Source organism: Chryseobacterium indologenes (assembly GCF_001295265.1).
GTDB lineage: Bacteria > Bacteroidota > Bacteroidia > Flavobacteriales > Weeksellaceae > Chryseobacterium > Chryseobacterium indologenes_A.
Genome location: NZ_LJOD01000002.1, coordinates 173169 through 195477 on the forward strand (window position 1 = coordinate 173169; position 22309 = coordinate 195477).

Below are 22309 nucleotides of genomic sequence, written 5' to 3' on the forward strand. Positions count from 1 at the left end.
AGAATTAAACCTTTCGAGTACTAATATTATCTACTTCCGGAATAGGACAATTAAGACATTTTTATTTCCGATGCAGAATTAATCAAAATGAGAAAATAGGTTGGGAAACTGTTCCTGATATCGTAAATTGCACCTTTAAAAATGAAGTATGAAAAATATCTGCAGAATAGGCCTGATTGGTTTGGTTTTCGCATTGGTAAACTGTCAATCTGTAAATAATAGAAATATGTTTTATGATGGGGTACAGCCTGAAAAAATTTCAGACCAGTTCAGTTTTACGGAAGGTCCTTCGGCAGATAAAGAAGGAAATATTTACTTCACAGACCAGCCTAATGATAAAATTTATCTGTGGGACTGGAGAACCAATCAGGTGACCTTATTTCTCGATAAAACAGGAAGGGCCAACGGAACCCATTTTGATAAAGATGATTTTCTGATTACCTGTTCCGATGAGAAGGGTGAGATCTGGAAAATTTCAAAAGATAAAAAAGTAGAAATCCTGTTTAAAGGTTTTGAAGGAAAACGCCTGAATGGCCCCAACGACATCTGGAATGATGCTTTTGGAGGAATGTATTTTACAGACCCCCTGTATGAAAGAGATTACTGGACAGATTTCAAACAGGAACTATCACATAAAAGCCTTTATTACAGGAATAAAAATGGGAAAATCAATAAATTGGAAACCTTCACCCAACCCAATGGAATTGTCGGCAGTGAAACCATCAAAAAGCTGTATATTTCAGATATTGATGCGGGGAAAACCTATGAATATGATATCCTTGGTGAAGGTAAATTATCCGAAAGAAAGCTGTTCTGTGAAATGGGTTCCGATGGCATGACCCTGGATAAACACGGAAATCTTTACCTGACAGGTGATGGAGTACATGTCTTTAACCGCAGCGGAAAAAAGATCTATCACATCCCGATTCCTGAAAAATGGACTTCCAATGTAACTTTTGGAGGAGAAAATAATGACGTTTTATTCATCACAGCATCAAAATCGGTGTACATTTTACCCACAAAAGTAAAGGGAATAAAATAACTTTTTAAATCCGTTTAGGATTTCAATCTCAACCCATCCGGTCATTAACAAAATTCGTGTATCCGTTTTAACCCCGAAAGCTTTTTGAACTCTTCGTCAATTTAGCTCTTTATTCTTTTTAGTAAATCACTTAATATGCCACCTCCATTTTTACTTTTTTCCCTTTCAGTTTTTCATTCTGAAGCTTTCTTAAAACAGCATTTACTTTGTTTCTGGAAACCGCAGCATAGGATGTCGTATCTTTTACTTCAATAATGCCAACATCTTCTTTTTGTAACTCTCCCTTTTTAAGCAAATACCCTACAATATCCACCTTATTTACTTTATCCTTTTTTCCTGCGCTGATATAAATTGTCTGGAAAGGAGTCTTCTGGGGAACTTTATCAAATCCGGCAACACTTTCTTCGGGAGTATCGTTTTTAATGAACGGGAAATTTTCCTCTTCCGTCATGATCAGGTAAACAAAGCCTTTGGCGTTCATTCTTGCAGTACGTCCGTTGCGGTGAATAAAAGCGTCTTCCTTCGGAGGCAGCTGATAATGAACGATGGATTCCACTTCCGGAATATCAAGCCCGCGGGCTGCCAGATCGGTTGTAATAAGAATTCTTGCCGAATCATTTCTGAATTTCAGTAAGGCACGCTCTCTTTCATCCTGCTCCATTCCGCCATGGAAGGTTTCCCTGTCGATTCCCATCTGGTGAAGAAGCTCTGAAATACGGTCTACAGCATCGCGGTGATTGCAGAAAATAAGGGTTCTTTTATTTCCTATTTTACAAATCAGATTAAAAAGAGTGTCCAGCTTTTCTTCAGAAATGGTCATTACTTTTCTCAGTTGGATATCCGGTTTTACTTCATTTTCTTTAAGGAAGCTGATTACTTTTTCATTTTTTAAACCTGTGAATGCAGGAATCTGATCCATTACAGTTGCGGAAGTCAGAATTCTTTGAGAAACCCCTTTTAAAGAACTGATAATAAACTCCATATCATCATGGAATCCCAGTTCCAGAGCTTTGTCAAACTCATCAAGAACTAGCGTCTGAATGGTTTTCGGATCAAAATTATTATTTCTTATATGGTAGGCAACTCGTCCCGGAGTTCCGATTAAAACAGCAGGAGCTTCAATTAAATTGTTGACCTCAATTTTTTTATCATGCCCGCCATAGCAGACAGAAACTTTAAAATCTGTTCCCATAGCTTTAAAAACCTGTTCAATCTGAAGGGCCAGTTCTCTGGCAGGAACCAATATTAATGCCTGTACACCCTGAGATTTCTTTTTCAGATTCCGAAGAACCGGAAATAAAAAAGCAAGGGTTTTTCCCGAACCGGTAGGGGAAAGCAGAACAATATCCGTATTGTTTTCAGATGCCTTGTAAGTAGATTTCTGCATCTGATTCATATCCTGAATCTGCAGCTTTTGGTAGATCGATTGTAGTTCCATGGTGCAAAGGTAGTGAATTATGCGAAAGATTGCAGAAGGCATGTTGCAGAGAAACCGTGGATTTTGTGAAAAGCCAGGGCATCTTGCGTGTGGATCTTTTGACTTTTAATAATAAGAATTCACCTGTGCAGCAGAATTCACAATTGATTTTCTTTAATTAAGATTGATAGTCAGTTATTTAGAGGCCGGAAAGGTAAAGATTGAAATATTGTTTATCTCAAATAAATTTCATATCTTTGCACCCACTTTTGTGGCGAAAAGGTTTGAAGAGTAAATTACTTATAATTAATTACTTCCGTATTTTTTAATCCGCATTTATTCAAACCATTAAAAAAGAAGGAATACAAATTTTATTAGAAAATGTCAAAAGAGACAAATTCAGCAGAGGTTTTATTAAACCAAAACGTAGCACCGGAACAATTTGATTGGGATTCTTTCGAATCAGGTCTTGATGCAGATGCGAGAAAAGAAAAAAGCGATTTAGAAGAAATTTACAACGGATCTTTAAACAACCTGGACGATAATGACGTTTTAGTTGGTAAAGTTGTAAGATTAACTGACAAAGAAGCTATCGTAGACATCAACTTCAAATCAGAAGGTGTTATCTCTCTAAACGAATTCCGTTACAACCAAGGCCTTAAAGTAGGTGACGAGGTTGAAGTAATGGTTGACAAGAGAGAAGACAAAACCGGACAATTACAGTTATCTCACAGAAAAGCAAGAACACTTAAAGCTTGGGATAAAGTAAACGAACTTCACGAAACTGGAGAAATCGTTAACGGTTTTGTTAAGTCCAGAACTAAAGGGGGTATGATCGTTGACGTTCACGGAATCGAAGCATTCTTACCTGGTTCTCAAATTGACGTTAAGCCAATTAAAGATTACGATCAGTTCGTAGGAAAAACTATGGAGTTCAAAGTTGTGAAAATCAACCCTGAGTTCAAAAACGTAGTAGTTTCTCACAAAGCATTGATCGAAGCAGATATCGAAGGTCAGAAAAAAGAAATCATCGCTCAGCTTGAAAAAGGTCAGGTTCTTGAAGGTACAGTTAAGAACATCACTTCTTACGGTGTATTCATTGACTTAGGAGGTGTTGATGGATTAATCCACATTACAGACCTTTCTTGGTCTAGAGTGAACCACCCATCTGAAATCCTTGAGGACGGACAGACTGTAAAAGTGGTTATCCTTGATTTCGATGATGAGAAAACAAGAATCCAGTTAGGTATGAAGCAATTAGAAGCTCATCCTTGGGATGCTCTTTCTGCTGACCTTAAAGTAGGTGACAAAGTAAAAGGAAAAGTAGTAGTTCTTGCTGACTATGGTGCATTCGTAGAAATCGCTCCTGGTGTTGAAGGATTAATCCACGTTTCTGAAATGTCTTGGTCTACTCACTTAAGATCTGCCGGAGATTTCGTAAAAGTAGGGGATGAAGTTGAAGCTGAAGTATTAACTTTAGACAGAGAAGAAAGAAAAATTTCTCTTGGTATCAAGCAGTTATCTAAAGATCCATGGGAGAATATCGAAGCTAAGTATCCGGTAGGATCTCAGCATGTAGGAACTGTAAGAAACTTCACTAACTTTGGTGTATTCGTAGAGTTAGAAGAAGGTATCGACGGTCTAATCTACATCTCTGATCTTTCTTGGACTAAGAAAATCAAGCACCCATCTGAGTTCTGTGCAGTAGGTGATAAATTAGATGTTGTAGTTCTTGAATTAGATATTCAGGCTAGAAGATTATCTCTAGGTCACAAGCAATTAACTGAAAACCCATGGGATAAATTCGAAACTAAATATGCTGAAGGAACTATCCACGCTGGTAAAGCGGTAGAAGTTCACGATAAAGGAGCTTCTGTACAATTCGAAGATGCTGAGGTTGAAGCATTCTGCCCTTCAAGATTATTAGAGAAAGAAGATGGATCTAAAATCAAAAAAGGTGAAGAAGCTGATTTCAAAGTAATTGAATTCAACAAAGAATTCAAGAGAGTTGTAGTTTCTCACACAGGAATCTTCAGAGACGAAGAAAAGAAAAACGTTAAAGAAGCTTCTTCCAGAAACGTATCTTCTTCTTCAAACAACGAAGAAAGATCTACTCTTGGAGACATCGATGCATTGGCAGAGTTGAAAAGAAAAATGGAAGAAGGTAAATAATCTTTGAACCATTATAAATAGTAAGCCACTCATTTTGAGTGGCTTTTTTGTTTTATTTTTCTGGAGCTTTTTCCCGCTATCCACTCATACTCCTCACGCCATGGCTCTCCCAAACCGAGGCCCTTTACTATTCCGTTCTGGTTGCGGGGTAACCGTTATTATCGGGGCTATCATAAGTATAATGGTTTGGGGCTTCGTCATTCTAATTTCCAGATTCTTCATTTTTACATAACAGATATTCCTGTTACTTATCATGTGTGATAATGAATGAAGAAGGATTGTTGGCATAAGTTAAACTTTGCGTATTCTGGATATGAATTTTTAAAATTTTTAGCAATTATGTTAAAATATTTCACTAGTTGAGGAAATTATGTTATTTTTATCCCGCTAAAACAAACTTTTAACTATGAAAAAAACATTTTTATTTTTCTTCATGGCATTCATGACGTCATGGAGTGGCTTTAAAGCACAGGGACTTGATTATATTTTCATGCTGGATAACGGAAGTTCCATTACCGCTGCCGAATATGTTAACATGAAGCGGGGCGCCATTAAGCTGATGGAAGAGCTTCTGGCCTGTAACAACAGGAACAGGGTAGCTGTTGTACAGTATGGAACAGGGAAGTATGGTGATACCAGTGGGATCTATAAGCCCATGATTTATATCGAGTCCGACTTTACCAGCAACCAGTTTGTCGCCCAGAACTTTGACAGACGTCTGGATTTTGGAGATCTTTTTAACGAGTCCTTAGGAATGGTTGGTGATGCGCTGGATGGAAATCCAAATGCTGATATTATAAGCCCTCAGACAACCTTAGGCCAGGTACAGGATCTTAGAGTGGTTGTATTCACGGATGCAATGAGAAATCTGGGAAGTGCTCTTACAGGATCTTATCTTGTGAATTCAAGCAGTCCTGCTTATGGAACTACCGCTGCCTTTTTGAATGAGCTGAAGTTCAAATATAACAGAGGAGCCAGATTTACAATGATCCATAGCAATACAATCATGTCAGCAATGAGGTCTGCAGCAGCTATTGCCTCACATGGTGCAGGACCATATTCCGGAGCAGTAGAGCCTGTTCAGGGAGATCCTAATATTAACTCAACTCCAAGATTATATTTTAACAGACCTAATGGGTTTGCAATTTTTTCTGGTGAAATGGAATATTGGAGAGACCTGGCACAGTATATATGTGACACAAATGGTATGGGAACAGTAGATTTCAGATACGAGCCGGGAGAATGTATAGGAAATGCGGCAACTGTTGGTGGATATCATCACCTTCCTGCCGGGTCTACCTTGTTGAGTCTTAAACTGGAATTGATAGGCTTGCAGACGGGAACTGTTTTTCCTGTTTCGTTTAACCCATCCTTTGGGCCTGGTAACTTTTTTGCCTATAATCTGCAAACTTCAGACTTTAATGCTGCTGTAAGTGGTGGGGCAACAGGGCTGCAGAAGCTCAGATTAACAATGGAATATTCTTATAACGGTCAGACTGAATTAGCATATGCCTGGAATAATTATCCGTATTTTGATTATGACATTAACATGGAATGCCCGGTATTAAAATCGGCAAAACTGTTAACAGAGGAAAAAATGTTCAGGCTTACTCCAAATCCTACCACTGGATTGTTTAAAGTGATCCTGAAAGAAGCCGTGTCAGGAAAGCTGGAGATCAGAGATCTGAACGGAAATACAGTTTACAATAAGATATTACGCGATGAAAAGGAAATAAATGTAGATCTGAGTTCACGAAAAGAAGGCGTTTATATTGTGAATATGACGACAGAGAAAAATGAAACCTATTCAGAGAAAATCATAAAGAAGTAATCAGTTAATATGAATAACAGAGCTGCCTGAAAAAGGCAGCTTTTTTTATAAATAGCCTCATAGAAATGAATTAGCATATCAATAAAAATCTAATTGTTGTTTTTATTTTGTTAAATAAGATATATTTTGTTGAAATATTTCATGGAAGCAAATATTGATTGTAGATTATTTGTAAATTTGCCACTTTATTAGTAAAAATGAAAAAAATAACTCTACCAATCTTATTTGCCGTATTCACAGCATTTCCTTTAACTTTATTTTCGCAGGATAATAATAATTTAATTAAAGATTATATTTCTCAAAATACAATCAGGGAATATAAAAAATCAGACCTTACCAATTTTATTATTGATAATATAGACCCTTCAAAGTCAATGAACGGGGATGTTATCAAATTTAAGCAGATCTACAACGGCCTTCCGGTATATGGAACTGCAGGAACAGCATTGGTAAGAGACCAGAAAATTATTTATTATACTGATAACTTTATCAAAGATTATAAAATATCTGCTTCAGTCAATGCAGAGCTTACAAAACAAGAGGCCCTGAAGAAAATTGCAGAAGATCTGGGAAATGAAGAAATTTCCGGTCTTCAGATCATGGCTTTCTTTGAAAAAGGACCAGGGAAAATAACAGCAGCCAAGCAGCGTTTGGTTTACACAGCCAATAATAACCAGGAACTGAAACTGGCTTATGAGTATCTGTTGAATGAGCCGGGTACACCCAATCACTGGAACATTCTGGTAGATGCACATGACGGCAAAATTTTAAATAAAACCAATCTTACGCTCTCATGTAATTTCAATGAAGGGGCTTATGCTCATGATGAACATATTCCTGCGGCAATACCTCAGTATGAAGGAACTTATCATATTGAACGTACTAACTTTGTTACGCTGGCTCCCGATAATGCCACATACAATATCTTCCCTTTACCGGTAGAAGCACCAACCTTTGGTTCAAGAGCATTGGTAAGCAATCCATGGATTCTTGCTTCTTCACCGGAAGGATGGCACTCCAACGGTACTACACATTACACCACTACAAGAGGAAATAACGTGTATGCCTATGATGATAAAGACGGCAGAGAAAGTACATTCGGAGTTTCTCCGGATGGAGGCGCTTCCAGAACTTTTGATTTTCCGTACAATCCTAATGCATTAACATATACCAATTTATCTGCAGCCACAACCAACTTATTCTATATAAGCAATATGGTGCATGATATTTTCTATAAATTCGGATTTACAGAATCTGCAAGAAATTTCCAGAGCAATAACTTTGGAAATGGAGGTCTGGATGATGATGAGGTTTTTGCACAGTCCCAGGATGGAGGCGGTTTCAATAATGCTAATTTTGCCTCATATCCCGACAATTATAATCCTGTTATGCAGATGTACCTGTGGCTGGTATCAAACCGTAAGCTGTTCTACAGCTCTCCTCCTGATGCTGTTTCCCGTAACGTAAATGCAGGAACCGCACAATTTGGCGCCCGTGTAAATGATGTAGGAATAGCCGGAGAAGTTAAACTGGCCAGTGTTATTGATGGCTGTGCTGCTCTGCCAGCCGGTGAAATGACAGGAAAAATTGCCTTAATTGAGAGGGGAGGAACCTGCAGCTTTCCTGCGAAAGCAAAAAATGCCCAGAATGCAGGAGCAATAGGAGCCGTTTTTTATAATAATGCTGCAAATGGTTCTACATTAGGAAATATGGGAGGAACAGATAATACGGTGACTATCCCTTCTATATTGATTACCAATGCCGAAGGAGAATATATTAAAGCAAAATTAGCAGCTAATATCCCTGTAAATATTACCGTAAGAGCCGATACAAAATATGACGGAAGCTTTGATAATGGCATTGTTATTCATGAATATGGTCACGGGATTTCCAACAGACTTACAGGAACCGGGTATAACTGCCTGAATTCAGGAGATGATAAAGAACAGATGGGAGAAGGATGGTCCGATTTCTTTGCATTGATGCTGACTAACAAACCGGGAGATAATGCCTCTGTAGCAAGAGGAATGGGAACTTATCCTATTGGGCAGCCAACTACCGGAGATGGGATCAGGCCTTTAAAATATACACCAAATTTTGCTATAAATAGCGCCACGTATGGAGATACCAACGGACTGGAGTATAATAATGGTTCTGCCATAGTACCTGATGTGCACTCAATTGGTTTTGTGTGGGCAACCATGTTATGGGATCTTCACTGGAAATATGTTGAAAAATACGGATATTCTTCAGATGTAACTTCCAATACACCAAACGGGAGCACCAAAGTATTACAGTTAATAACCGATGCCCTTAAGCTTCAGGGATGTAATCCTACTTTTATTGACGGGAGAAATGCTATTCTGAATGCGGATTTAGCAACAACAGGCGGACTGGATAAATGTATGATCTGGAGAGTTTTTGCTAATAGAGGCCTTGGTTTCAGTGCTTCAGCAGGATCTAAAACGGATATCAACGATCAGGTGGAAAGTTTTGATCTTCCTGCAGGATGCTCCGCCCTTTCTACCGAAGAAGTGAAAGCAGCTAAAAATAAAATTTCTGTCTATCCTAACCCGGCTAAAGATGAATTTTACATCAATTTCCCTGATGATATGCTTGGAAAAGTAAGTATTGAAATTTACGATATGTCTGGAAAATTAATTTCTTCAGAAGATAAAGTTTCTCCGGATGCCAGAAAAGCCGTTTCCACTAATAAAATGATTAACGGAACGTATATGGTAAAAGTAAAAGGCCTTGGTTTTGAATCATCCTCTAAGGTGATCGTAAAGAAATAAGCAAACCTTAACAATATAAAAAATCGCCGCAGAGACTATCTGTGGCGATTTTATTTATCTATCATGATGACATAGCCGGGTATTTTAATTATTATATTGTAAATTTGCAGGCTGTTTTAAAAAAATTATGAAGAAGAAAAATATACTGAAAGGAGTTTTATTTGTAGGGATCGGAGCTAGTATATACGGTATGTTGGCTACATTTGTAAAGATGGCTTATAAGGATGGTTTTACCACTTCCGAAGTTACCACATCCCAATTTTTATTAGGATTAATCGGGCTTTTAGTCCTGAATTTTATCCAGACAATCACATCTAAGCAGAAGCTTTCGTCTCCAAGTGGCAAAGAAGTCAGAATGCTTATGCTGGCAGGAACCTCTTTGGGTTGTACCAGCCTGTTTTATTATATCGCAGTTCAGTACATAGATGTTTCCATTGCTATTGTATTATTAATGCAGTCTGTGTGGTTCAGTGTGGTGGTGGAAAGTTTTATCTCCAAAAAATTGCCGAATGCAAGAAAAGTAGTTTCAGTAATTATTGTACTGGCAGGAACCATTCTGGCAACTAACCTGATGAATATGAATATTGAACTTGACTGGCACGGAATATTCTGGGGGCTGATGGCGGCAGCTTCCTATACGCTGACCATGTTTACCTCCAATACACTGGCAACTCATCTTCCTGTGTTCAGGAAAAGTATCATCATGCTTTGCGGAGGGGCAGTAGTGGTATTTGGCTTTTTGTTTTTTGCACAGATCGGACCGATGTATTCAGACGGTCTGAAGTCATTTTACCTGAACTTTACAGAAAATACAGAGCATATTCACTCTTTCAATTATTCAATATTCTGGACGTATGGCTTTGTGCTGGCACTCTTCGGAACCATTATTCCACCAATCCTGTTCAACGTAGGGTTTCCGAATGCCGGACTTGGATTGGGAAGTATTGTTTCATCCCTGGAACTTCCGGTTTCTGTAACGATGGCCTTCGTATTGCTTGATGAAAAAGTGATATTCGTACAATGGATAGGGATTACATTGATCCTTTTTGCTATTGTGCTGATGAATCTTCCTTCAAAAGAAGAATACAAAGCCGTGGAATTATCTTAAAAAATAATAATTAAATTAAAAATATAAGTATTACACCGTTCCTTTGGAGCGGTTTTTTTAATTTTATCTCTAAAATAAGTTTCATGAAAAATTTTAGGAATGCAGTTACGGTAATAATGCTGTCAGTGGTACCAACGCTTATATTCTCTCAGGTAAAACCATTAGATGCTGTATTGTCTGATTATCAATATCCTTATGAAGTTCATTATCTCGATCTGAAATCCCAGAACAACGACCTGAAAATGGCGTATATGGATGTACAGCCTCAAGATCCGAACGGAAAAACCATAATGCTTCTTCATGGAAAGAATTTTAACGGGGCGTATTGGGAGAGAACAGCTAAAGATCTTTCAGATAAAGGATTCAGAGTGATTATTCCCGATCAGATTGGATTTGGAAAGTCCTCAAAACCTCAGAATTATCAGTTTTCTTTTTCACAGCTTGCAGACAATACAAAAGCAGTTCTGGATCAGCTGAAGATTGAAAAAACAATTGTTTTGGGACATTCTATGGGAGGAATGGTAGCTGCAAGATTTACTTTGCTTTACCCGGAAAGAGTTCAGAAACTCATTCTGGAAAACCCCATCGGGCTTGAAGACTATAAAACATTTGCCTCTTACCAGACCATTGACCAGGCTTTCCGGTCAGAATTAAAGAATACGGCAGAGACCTATAAAGATTACCAGCTGAGATTCTATTACGACAACAAATGGAAAGATGAATACCAGCCATGGCTTGACCTGATTGCCGGATGGACACTGCATAAGGACTATCCGAAAGTTGCCTGGAATGCCGCTATTACTACCGATATGATCTATAACCAGCCTGTTTGTTATGAATTTAAGAACCTTAAAACTCCTACACTTCTCATTATAGGAACAAGAGACAGAACAGCAATAGGTAAAGACAGGGCTCCAAAAGAACTTCAGCCTAAAATGGGACAATATCAGGAACTTGGTAAAAAAACACAACGTGAAATTGCCGGTTCAGAATTAGTAGAACTTGAAAATGTAGGTCATCTTCCTCATATTGAAGTATATCCTAAATTTTTCAATGCATTATATGATTTTATAAAATAATTCTGAATCCCACGAAAATAACGGGCTGAGGAAATGAGGCTGAAAAAAAGAAGTACCACTTTGATAGTTCCAGTATTTTCAGCCCAAATCTTTTTTTAATTCAGAATATCCTTTTGTTGACTCCTGTTTTTATCCAAAGTTATTTTAGGGTGCTATCCTTGTGAAACCTTTATTTTTCTTTAGTCCAGAGCTTATTTTTTCCACGGAATACATAAAGCGATACCAGCCCGATTCCGGAAAAAAGAATACATGAAACCCCCAGATTTTGAATGAAGCCGATCACTATCAGCCCGGATCCGATAAGGATATAATAGATTAGCCCCAGCAATGCTCCTGCACTTCCGGCTTCATCTTTATACCTGATCAGGGCGGTACTCAGAATATTAGGAATGGCTATACTGAACGCCATTACAATAAAGCAGAAAGGAATCAGAAAAAATATTCCCGGGATCAGGATCCAGACAAAAAAAGAAGCGGTAGCTGAGATCCATACCCCTGTTTTTACCATTATTTCAGAAGGTATATTTCTCAATAAGAAATACCTGTTAAGCTGGGCACCGATAAAAGTTCCTATTGCTAAAATAAAACTGCTGTACCCGAAATCATAAGTGCTCAAATTGTTCTCTTTGAAAATAAAAGGAGCCAATGAATAATAGGAAAACAAGAGAACATTAAAGCTCATAATCAGCAGACAGCTTCTCAGTATTTCAGGATCGCCGAGCATACGTTTCAGTAAGTGGATTAATGTTGCTGTATTGATTTGTTTTTTTACCTGAAGGGTTTCTGAGATCCTGTTTTTTGAAAGAAACCAGAAAAGAAAGGCCAGTAAGGTCAATACAATAAATACTCCCTGATGCCCTGAAAATGTAGCAAGAACGGAGCCGGAGATCATTCCGATCACAGGGCTTACCGATAAGCCGATTCCAATCCAGGAAAATACTTTACTGATGTTGTTTTTATCATACAAATCCCTTAAAATAGTCTGGGCAATAATAGAGCCTACAGAAATTCCAAAAGCAGAAACAATTCTGGCAGCAAGCAGAACAGTGAAATCAGATGCCAGCAGAGCAGTCAGTGCTCCGGCACCATAAATGATCAGTCCGTATTCAAGAGCTTTCTTCCGTCCGAGACGGTCACTCTGGATTCCCCAAAAGGCCACTCCTAATGCAAAAGATATAAAGTACAGGCTTATCGTTAACGCAGCAGATTCCTCCCGAATGGAAAAATGTTCCTGTATCATTGGTAGTACAGGACTGTAAATTGTTTCTACAAACTGCGGAAGCATCACCAAAAGGGTAAGCAGCCACAGCGGATTGCACTTTTTCATTTTTTTTCTGCAAAGTTTCTAAAAATTGAATGTATATTTATAATGATATAAATACAAAAAACATCAAAAATAAGACATGGCTGTACTCCGACAGAATGAAGAATTTGATCCCGAAAGTATTGGTGAAAAAGTGATAGGGATAGCATCTGATATGGTGATGCATGACTCCGGCTTCCATTTTCACCGGACCAAAGCCCAGCTCTTATATGCTCCTTCAGGATGTATGACGGTTACAACCTCTGAGAAGCAGCTGGTTCTGCCACCTTTCAGAATGCTCTGGATTCCCTCAAAGGAAGTTCATAGGGTTAATTTCAGGAATGTTGTAGCTTACAGGTCTGTTTATTTTGATGAAGAGTATACCAGAAAATATATGAGATCAGATCTTAAAGTATTGCAGGTAAATCCTCTGCTAAAAGAAATTATTGAAAGGATCTGTTTCTGGAAGTGGTCTGCATTGAACCAGCAGCAGGAAAATATTATGAAAGTATTCTGGAACGAATTAAAAACAGCTCAAGAAGAAAAGCTTGAACTCAGAATGCCAGCTGACAGACGCTTTAAAAAAACAATGGAAGAGTGGACACAAAGAACTTCTGCCCCGCCTATGTTAAAAAAGCTGGCAGAAGAAGTGAGAGCAGTAGAAAAAACAATCAGCAGGATCTTCAAAAAAGAAACAGGATTATCTTATCAGGAATGGAGACAACAATGGCGCTTGCAGAGGTCGATAGAGCTTCTGGTAGAAGATCATTCAATAGGAGAGGTGTCTCATATCCTTGAGTTTTCATCAGACAGTGCATTCATTGAATTCTTCAGGCAGCATACAGGATCTACACCGCTGCAGTACCTGATGAAAAAATGAACCCTATATTGGAGCGTATTTCTTGTCTTATGCAAAGTTGGTTAAGAAGTATTTTACATAAAATTGTATCGGTTAACGAAATAAATTTATGTACCCTAAAAATAGAATGAATGGATAATTATACTCATACATTTGAAGTAAAAGCAACAGCAGATAAAGTATATGATGCTCTTACACGTACAATTCCTCTCTGGTGGACGGAAATGTTTAGTGGCTCGTCCGAACAGGCCGGTGATGTATTCACGATAAGATTCGGGGAGAATATTCACAAAACAATGCGGGTGAAAGAACTGCTTCCCAATTCAAAAGTGATCTGGTATGTTGAAGATTCACGGATTGTCCTTCCTGAGTTAAAGAATCAGACTGAGTGGATAGGAACAACCATCATCTGGGAAACAGAGCAGGATGGAAATAGGGTTTTAGTAACGGTTACCCACGTGGGGCTCCACCCGGCAGTTGAATGTTATGAAATATGTTCCGGTGGCTGGTTGCAGTTCACCAACAGTCTGAAAGTATTCCTGGAAACCGGAAAAGGAAACCCTTATAAAGAATAATTTCTTGCAGTGATCCACAGCATCTCCGTGTAATAAATAGTATTCTTTATCGATTGAAAGACAAAAAAAGAAGCTGTTCACAAAGTAAACAGCTTCTCTTATATGTATTGTTGTCTGAATTATTTCTTCTTGTAAGCAGCGTCTTTGATTCTTGCTTTCTTACCTCTAAGATCTCTGAAGTAGTAAATTCTAGATCTTCTAACTTTACCTCTTCTGTCAACTTCAATTTTTTGAAGCGCAGGCATGTTGATTGGGAATACTCTTTCTACCCCTACATCACCACTCATTTTTCTGATGGTAAATGTTTTTGTAGCACCAGTACCTCTTAATTGGATAACGGTACCTTTGAAGAACTGAGTTCTTGTTTTTTGTCCTTCTTTAATTTCGTAATACACAGTAATTGTGTCTCCTGCTTTGAATTCAGGGAAATCTTTTTTAGTAATGTACTGGTCTTGTACGTACTTTAATAAATCCATTATTAATAAAATAAAATGTTAATGCTAAGCAACTTACACGTTTTTCGTCAGAGGTTAAATAACAGGTTGCAAATGTACAAAATAGTTTTTGAATGTACCAAATAAATTGTATGCTAAAAACTATAATTTTTTTATCCTGATGAAGGCTAAAACTTAACACTTCTTTTAAATTCCCATCAGACTGAGTTTATATACGAATTCTACTTTTGCCCGAAAATAAAAAGGACGCAGGACTTTTTTATAATCTGTTGATTTACAAATTGAAACTTTATACCATTTTTTATAACATACCAACTATGAAACACTATTTCTTCTTTTTTTGTTTCGCCGTCCAGATGGCATTCGGGCAGGCATTATTTCCATACCTCCAGAATCCGACGCCGAATTCAATGATCGTGAACTGGAAAACAGCTTCCAATAACGAAACCACAGTCATTTACGGAACTTCTCCCACCACACTGAATGTTACCGTAACAGGAACAACCAACATTTTTTCAGATACAGGCTATAATAACAACTATTATTATCATACTGCTAAGCTTGCCGGCCTTCAGCCTAATACCAAATATTATTATAAGATAAAGACGGGAACCAGTGAATCGGCGGTGTATAATTTCAGGACACTTCCGCTTCCGGGACAGCCTGTAACAGCTAACGGAAAAATTCGTTTTCTGATTATGGGAGATAACCAGATCAAGGCAGAGCCAAGATATGACAGTCTTACTTTGAATGCATTCAAAAAGCTGAAAGAAAAATTCGGAACCGATGCAGACCCTTCCGATAATATAGCGCTTACGTTCATGGTAGGAGACCAGGTAGATGTGGGAACACTGGATCATTATGAGAATGTACACTTTAAAAAGAATACCCAATTATCACCTTATCTTCCTATTCAGACAACCGTAGGAAACCATGAAACCTACGGAACTCTTGGAATGAATTCTTATTATGCTCATTTTTATATTGATGAAATCAAATACAGGAATATTTCTTCCGGAAACGAAAATTATTATGCTCAGCAGGCCGGAAACGTTCTGTTTGTAAGTTTAAGCTCTGAGCACACCGGAACTGCACAGCAGACCTGGCTTTCACAGATCCTGAATGAAGCTAATAATGATCCTACCGTAGACTGGATTATCTCTTTGAGCCACAGACCTTATCAGGCTGAACAGTATATAGGGGATATTTCAACCTGGGTAAGGAATAACGCCGTTCCCTTACTGGCAACTTCAGGAAAATACCTGATGCATGTGGGAGCGCACCATCATTTATACCACAGAGGACAGCTGAAGAATACCCCGAACTACCAGATTATTTCCGGAGGAACCGCATGGGACCAGTATTGGGGAATGTCCAACGAACAGGACTTCGATGATGTTCAGAAAACGTTAACAGACTGGACATACCAGATCGTAGAGGTAGATATTCCCACCGGAAAAGTAGATGTGGAATGCTACTCAATCGGGGGAGTTTATAACAGAAAATACAATGAGCTGGTTGATACTTTCCACCGGTATAAAAACCAGCCGCAGCCTTCAAAACCGTCAGTAGCCAATATTTTTTCAGGACCTGTCACTTTACCTTTGACTCTGGACGGGAGCCCTTTTTCATCAACCAATGGAGAACAGCTGAACACCACCCAGTTTTTGATCAGTAAAGCACCGGATTTTTCGGTGATTGAAAAAGAAGTCTACCGTGATTATGAAAACTGGTTCGGAAAAGACGGAAACGGAACCCCGGATAAAACAAAAAATTTAAATGCCGGAGTAGATATTACCAAAGTGACTCTTCCTGCCAATTCCATCTCCAACGGAACCTATTATGTAAAGGTACGTTACAGGGACAGAAACCTGGAATGGAGCGACTGGAGCGATGTAAAACAGTTTGAGATCACAGGAAGCGTGGTATCTAACCCCACTTTTACTTTAGACAAAACAGAATATACACCAAATGAACCAATCACAGGAACGTATACCGGAGGACCCGGAAACCAGCAGGATTGGGTGGGGATCTATAAAAAAGGACAAACCCCTTCATCAACTACTTCCCAGGGATATGTGTATACCAATGGTCAGACAGCAGGAACAGCCCTGTTTAGCAGTGGTCTTCCTAATAAAGGACAGTATTTCGCAGGCTTCTTTGCCAATAACGGATACACAGAGATCACACCGAGAAAGAGCTTTTATGTAGGCCCGAAAGTACAGCTTCAGGCAACGGCTGATACTTATCCTGTAGGAGGAACGGTAACCATCAATTTCAGCAACGGCCCGAACCTGGTAAAAGACTGGATCGGAATCTACAAAATGGGACAGACCCCGGGAACCAATACTTCCATCAAATGGAGTTATGTAACGGCACCTTCAGGAACCCTTAATTTTACAGGCCTTCCTAAAGGATATTACTACGCCCAGTATCTGCTTGAAGACGGATATACCGGAATTGGTGATAAAGTGTTCTTTAAAGTAGGGGATATCGTTACAGAATTATGGATTAATAAGCCGGTTTATACATTAGGGGAAAATATTACCGCTTCATGGACGGATTCTCCGGGAATCATCAAAGACTGGCTGGGAATCTATCCGCAGAATATCCAGACCCCGGATGATAATTTTGTTTCCTATACCTATTTTGACGGAATTACCCAGGGAACAAAATCAATCCAGGGAACAGCGGTTCCGGCCACTCCGGGAAATTATTATATGGTAATGTTTACCAATGATTCCTATACTGAAGTTTCCAACAGGGTGCAGTTTCAGGTAACGTCACCAACACTGGGAATAGAAGAAGCCAAAGCCACAGAAAAAAATGTTGTTCTATACCCGAATCCAACCAGACCGGGAGAGCCTACCTTCATCAAAAGTGATTATCCTATTGAGAAAATTGAGCTGGTATCTGCTTCAGGAGAACTGTTGTATGAATCGAAAAATATCAACAATCAGCGTTTCTCTCTGGTGAACGAAAACCTTCCGAAAGGCGTATATTTTGTAAAAGTTCATACCCGGAAATTATTTACTTTAAAGCTTATTGTACAGTAAATTCAGGTACTTTTTCATAAAAGTAAAGCGGCCGTCTCCACAGACGGCCGCTTTTTTCAAAATTTATCTGAATAATTACAAATGTAATTCAAAAATAGGTTCAGAATTCATTCAGAAGATCATCCTCATTGAGATTGGTCTGAGGAGCACCGTATGCCTCCTGATCTTCAGCGCCTGCCAGTACTTTGGTATCCTGGATCAGCTTTCCGTCTGCATTGTAAATTTTCAGTAAAATCCATTTTCCGCTGCGTTCCAGTTCCTTCATGCCCGATTCTGTTCTGTATTTTATCTTTCCGCTTTGCAGAACCCCGTCTTTTACGGTTGCCTTATTGCCTGGCTTGCCTTTTACATACTGTACAATCTGGCCTGTAAAGCCGTCTGTTTCTTCCAAAGGCTGGGTATACATATATATAACAGCTCCTTTTTCATCATATACGGTAGAATCATATCCTGTCTGCCTGGTATTAAGCTTTTTCTCGGATTTTAATCTTTCATCTTCTTTGAATGACCTGGACAATGTAACAACCCCATCTTTATAGTGATGTTCGCTATAATCTTCATATACAGTTCCGTTATAAGGCATTTCATCCTTATAGGTCACACTGCCTTTTAATCTTCCATCCGGATAGTAATATTTAATTTCCTGAACGGAGTCATCAGCAGAAATCTTTTCAGAAGACAGCTTCCCGTTATCATCAAAATTCTTGTTAAGAACTACAGAACCGTTTTTATAAACATCAATCACGGAAATGTGGGAAAGATCATAATTGAACTGGTAATCTTCACCTTCCCAGGCAGTATAGGTATCAGAATCTTTACTGTACTGATACACAAGATTTCCTATTTTCCTGCCGGTTTCATCATACGTTGTCTTATAGCCGTCTTTTTTGTTTTTCTTTTCCTCCTGAAGGATTTTTCCGCTTTTTGAATAAATGACTCCTTCTTTTACCGTACCGTCGCTTTTATATTTTTCAATCTTGGAAACCCTCATCGGATCATAATAGTATTCTACCATGATATTATCTTCAGAGCTTCCTGCATTGCTGGTTCCGATGTGTTTTCCTTTTTCACCGTAATATTTGGTTTCATATTTTCCGCTGCTGTCAGTAGTTACTTCATAACGGATTCCTTTAATATCTTCATCATACACAATCGTTTTAAAGTTCTCTGCACTTTCGTATACCGTAATGCTGTTGTAGTAGGAAAAGTTTTCCGGATCCTTGTAACTGTAAATCTTTCCTTTAAAAGTTCCGTCAGCTTTATAAACAAGGTCTTCAGTAGGCCTTCCTTTTTCATCAAACGTCTGGGCAGGCCCTACCTGTTTTCCGCCGGAGAATGTACCCATACTTGCAATCTTGCCTTCCGGAGTATACCAGGTTACCTTACCTTCAAAAACCTCACTGCCTGGAGTGGTATCCGAAGCCAGACCTTCCATCTGAAGCTTTCCGTCTTTATAAAAATCTTTGATTAAAGTGAATTTGCCTTTGGGCTGGGTTTCACGGTAAAACTCCATATTTTCCTGGGTAGTCTGTTCCCAGTTTTCATCAAAATACGTTTTTTCCTGGGCGTATACATTAAAGCCGAGTACAAATACAAACAGCGCCGAGGTCAATAATTTTTTCATGTTTTTATTAAAATTTAAATGATTTTGAGGGGTGTAAGGCTGAATTCTGAACAGTGCAGAAGCACCGCTGAAAATATAAGATGAAAACAGCTGCTAACTGTTACAGAATACCCTTTTTTACATAGAAGTTGTGTTGAGTTAAATACTACCCGGAATCTGCAATATAAACAGGATTTCAGGATTTGAAGCGTCAAATATAAATCAATTTAATGATAAATAGATATAAAACGTACAGATTTGTTCATTTATGTTACTTAACGTATTGAATATTATTGTTTTAAATATTTAATAAATGGTTCTTGTGAAAAAATGGAAAAAAACCGACAATACCGCTCATCAGATATACGGGAAAATTTTATTAAATTTAGCCAACAGAAAATCTAATATTTCATGATAGATAAAAGAGTACAAAATGCGAAAGAGGCCATCGAAGGAATTAAAGATGGAATGACCCTGATGCTGGGCGGATTTGGCCTTTGCGGTATCCCTGAAAACTCCATTAATGCTTTGGTAGAAAGTGATGTAAAAGATCTTACCTGTATTTCGAATAATGCCGGAGTAGATGATTTCGGATTAGGGCTGCTGCTTCATAAAAGACAGATCAAAAAAATGATCTCTTCTTATGTAGGCGAAAATGCAGAATTTGAAAGACAGATGCTTTCAGGAGAACTGGAAGTAGAACTTACTCCACAGGGAACTTTAGCAGAAAAATGCAGAGCGGCACAGGCAGGAATTCCGGCTTTTTATACCCCAGCAGGCTATGGAACAGAAGTAGCCGCAGGAAAAGAGGTGAAAGAATTCAACGGGAAACCTCATATCCTTGAACATGCCTATAAAGCAGACTTTTCTATCGTAAAAGCATGGAAAGGAGATTATGCCGGAAACCTTATCTTCAAAGGTTCAGCCAGAAACTTCAACCATCCAATGGCCGGAGCAGGGAAAATTACCATTGCCGAAGTAGAGGAGCTGGTAGCACCGGGAGAATTAGATCCGAACGAAGTGCATATTCCGGGAATCATGATCCAGAGAATCTTTCAGGGTGAAAAATTTGAAAAAAGAATTGAACAGAGAACGGTGAGAAGCAAAGAATAGTTTCTGATCATAATTTTTATAAAAAATAAAGCGCTGAACATTAATTCAGCGCTTTATTTATGCCTGTGGGGCAATCATTTTCCGTTCCCCGATCTGCTGTCGCCACATAGCGTAATACAATCCTTTTTCGGCAATTAAATTATCGTGGGATCCTGTTTCCACCACCTGGCCGCGTTCAAGTACATAAATCTTGTCTGCATGCATAATCGTACTTAAGCGATGGGCAATAAGAACCGTAATCTGCTCCCTTTCTTTTGATATGTTTTTGATGGTAGAGGTGATCTCTTCCTCCGTAATACTGTCCAGGGCTGATGTGGCTTCATCAAAAATAAGCAGATGAGGTTTCCTTAAAAGGGCCCTTGCAATGGCAATTCTCTGTTTTTCTCCGCCGCTAAGCTTCAGTCCGCCTTCACCAATAACCGTTTCAATACCTTTTTCTGCTCTTTCCAATAAAGCAGTACAGCTTGATTTCTCCAGAGCAGCGGCCAGCTCCGTTTCTGTAGCTTTTGGATTAACGAAAAGAAGGTTTTCCTTAATGGTTCCCGCAAAAAGCTGGGTATCCTGGGTGACAAACCCAATCTGGTTTCTGAGTTCGTCAAAATCAAATTCCTTTCCGTTAATTGAATTATAAAAGATATTTCCCTCCTGAGGCCTGTAAAGTCCAACCAGTAATTTTACCAAAGTACTTTTTCCTGAACCGCTGGGCCCAACAAAAGCAATGGTCTCCCCATTTTTAACATCAAAAGAGATGTTATTTAAAGCTTTATACTGGGCAGACTGATGCTTAAAGGAAACATGTCTGAATTCAAGTTCCTCAATAGCTCCGATTGATTTTGGCTGAAGCGGCTTTTCTTCTGCCTCTTTTTTCATTAAACGGTCGAAATTCTGAAGAGAGGCTTCCGCTTCACGGTAAGAAATAATAATATTCCCGATTTCCTGCATCGGCCCGAAAATGAAAAAACCATAGAACATCAGTGACAGGTACTGCCCTGGAGTTACAATATTTTTAAAGATTAACAACAGCAAAGTCAGGGTGATCATCTGCTGAAGGAAATTAACCATCGTTCCCTGAATAAAGCTTAAAGAACGGATGCTTTTCACTTTTCTCAGCTCAAGCCCAAGAATCTTATACGTATTATTATTCAAACGGATAACTTCCTGGCTGGTGAGTCCTAAGCTTTTTACAATTTCTATGTTTCTCAGACTTTCTGTAGTACTTCCGGCCAGCGCAGTTGTTTCTGAAACAATATTCTTCTGAATGATCTTGATTCTTTTACTTAATAAATTGGTGATAAAGGCAATCAGGAAAATTCCGCAGATGTATACCGGCATAATAGACCAGTGCAGACGGATTGCATACACCGAAACGAAAATAATACTCACTAAAATTCCGAAAAAAATATTAATAAAATTACTGATGAATTTTACAGAATCCTCCCGTACTTTCGTTAAAATAGACAGCGTTTCCCCACTTCTCTGGTCCTCAAATTCCTGATACGGCAGTGCCATGGAATGTTTTAAACCGTCTGTGAAAATTTTAGCTCCAAACTTCTGGGTAATCACACTTACCACATAATCCTGGAAAGCTTTGGCAATTCTGCTTACCATAGCAGTTCCGATAAGCAATCCTAAAAAATAAAAAGCCCCGTGATAAACGCTTGTTCCGTATAAATATTCGTTCAGGTTTCGCGGTAATAGCCTTTCTTTATCAAAGAAATTGGGATGTGTTACCAGCCTGTCCAGAATATTCCCTGTAATGGCCGGAGCAAATAAAGAAAAAACCTGATTAATGGTTGCCAGCAGCAAAGAAATAATAATCAGCCACCGGTAAGGTTTAAGGTATCTTAAAAGTATTTTCATTCGATTAAATAAAGGTACAAAATTAAAGATATTATTTTTAC

The 22309-nt window shown here is 38.6% G+C and carries 15 protein-coding genes; 10 read left to right on the top strand and 5 right to left on the bottom strand.

The window, feature by feature from the left end:
• Positions 1 to 148: 148 nt before the first annotated feature.
• Positions 149 to 1042: an SMP-30/gluconolactonase/LRE family protein gene (locus AOB46_RS04860; RefSeq protein ID WP_062696950.1), complete on the top strand. Its 894-nt coding sequence runs from the start codon at positions 149 to 151 to the stop codon at positions 1040 to 1042.
• A 130-nt stretch (positions 1043 to 1172) separates the two neighbouring features.
• Here the strand turns inward: AOB46_RS04860 and AOB46_RS04865 are convergent, their stop codons facing one another.
• Entirely contained in the window at positions 1173 to 2480 is a 1308-nt protein-coding gene (locus tag AOB46_RS04865) for a DEAD/DEAH box helicase (RefSeq protein WP_062696951.1), read from the bottom strand.
• Between the two features lie 360 nt (positions 2481 to 2840).
• Between AOB46_RS04865 and rpsA the strand changes: the two genes are divergently transcribed.
• The 5 genes from rpsA (at position 2841) to AOB46_RS04890 (ending at position 11444) form a co-directional block, all read left to right on the top strand.
• Entirely contained in the window at positions 2841 to 4631 is a 1791-nt protein-coding gene (gene rpsA / locus AOB46_RS04870; RefSeq protein ID WP_062696952.1) for a 30S ribosomal protein S1, read from the top strand.
• Between the two features lie 406 nt (positions 4632 to 5037).
• Entirely contained in the window at positions 5038 to 6462 is a 1425-nt protein-coding gene (locus AOB46_RS04875) for a T9SS type A sorting domain-containing protein (protein ID WP_062696953.1), read from the top strand.
• Positions 6463 to 6659: 197 nt separating this feature from the next.
• Complete coding sequence (locus tag AOB46_RS04880; RefSeq protein WP_062696954.1) at positions 6660 to 9257, top strand: T9SS-dependent M36 family metallopeptidase; 2598 nt, start codon at positions 6660 to 6662, stop codon at positions 9255 to 9257.
• Between the two features lie 127 nt (positions 9258 to 9384).
• Positions 9385 to 10365: an EamA family transporter gene (locus AOB46_RS04885; protein ID WP_062696955.1), complete on the top strand. Its 981-nt coding sequence runs from the start codon at positions 9385 to 9387 to the stop codon at positions 10363 to 10365.
• A gap of 83 nt (positions 10366 to 10448) precedes the next feature.
• Positions 10449 to 11444: an alpha/beta fold hydrolase gene (locus tag AOB46_RS04890; protein ID WP_062696956.1), complete on the top strand. Its 996-nt coding sequence runs from the start codon at positions 10449 to 10451 to the stop codon at positions 11442 to 11444.
• Between the two features lie 169 nt (positions 11445 to 11613).
• Here AOB46_RS04890 and AOB46_RS04895 read toward each other — a convergent pair whose 3' ends face one another.
• Positions 11614 to 12771: a multidrug effflux MFS transporter gene (locus AOB46_RS04895; protein ID WP_062696957.1), complete on the bottom strand. Its 1158-nt coding sequence runs from the start codon at positions 12769 to 12771 to the stop codon at positions 11614 to 11616.
• A 76-nt stretch (positions 12772 to 12847) separates the two neighbouring features.
• Between AOB46_RS04895 and AOB46_RS04900 the strand changes: the two genes are divergently transcribed.
• On the top strand, positions 12848 to 13627 hold the full coding sequence (locus AOB46_RS04900) for an AraC family transcriptional regulator (RefSeq protein WP_062696958.1): 780 nt from the start codon (positions 12848 to 12850) through the stop codon (positions 13625 to 13627).
• Positions 13628 to 13737: 110 nt separating this feature from the next.
• The gene (locus tag AOB46_RS04905) at positions 13738 to 14181 is read left to right on the top strand and encodes an SRPBCC family protein (RefSeq protein ID WP_062696959.1); all 444 of its coding nucleotides are present in this window, start codon (positions 13738 to 13740) and stop codon (positions 14179 to 14181) included.
• A gap of 119 nt (positions 14182 to 14300) precedes the next feature.
• On the opposite strand, the gene rplS is transcribed toward AOB46_RS04905, so the two are convergent.
• Positions 14301 to 14657, bottom strand: a complete 357-nt coding sequence (gene rplS / locus AOB46_RS04910; protein ID WP_062696960.1) for a 50S ribosomal protein L19 — start codon at positions 14655 to 14657, stop codon at positions 14301 to 14303.
• Between the two features lie 296 nt (positions 14658 to 14953).
• Here rplS and AOB46_RS04915 point away from each other — a divergent pair, with 296 nt between their 5' ends.
• On the top strand, positions 14954 to 17692 hold the full coding sequence (locus AOB46_RS04915) for a fibronectin type III domain-containing protein (protein WP_062696961.1): 2739 nt from the start codon (positions 14954 to 14956) through the stop codon (positions 17690 to 17692).
• A 100-nt stretch (positions 17693 to 17792) separates the two neighbouring features.
• Here AOB46_RS04915 and AOB46_RS04920 read toward each other — a convergent pair whose 3' ends face one another.
• Complete coding sequence (locus tag AOB46_RS04920) at positions 17793 to 19316, bottom strand: hypothetical protein (protein ID WP_062696962.1); 1524 nt, start codon at positions 19314 to 19316, stop codon at positions 17793 to 17795.
• Positions 19317 to 19706: 390 nt separating this feature from the next.
• On the opposite strand from AOB46_RS04920, the gene AOB46_RS04925 reads away from it, so the two are divergent.
• The gene (locus AOB46_RS04925) at positions 19707 to 20408 is read left to right on the top strand and encodes a CoA transferase subunit A (RefSeq protein WP_062696963.1); all 702 of its coding nucleotides are present in this window, start codon (positions 19707 to 19709) and stop codon (positions 20406 to 20408) included.
• Between the two features lie 57 nt (positions 20409 to 20465).
• Here the strand turns inward: AOB46_RS04925 and AOB46_RS04930 are convergent, their stop codons facing one another.
• Complete coding sequence (locus tag AOB46_RS04930) at positions 20466 to 22268, bottom strand: ABC transporter ATP-binding protein (RefSeq protein ID WP_062696964.1); 1803 nt, start codon at positions 22266 to 22268, stop codon at positions 20466 to 20468.
• Between the last annotated feature and the right edge of the window lie 41 nt (positions 22269 to 22309).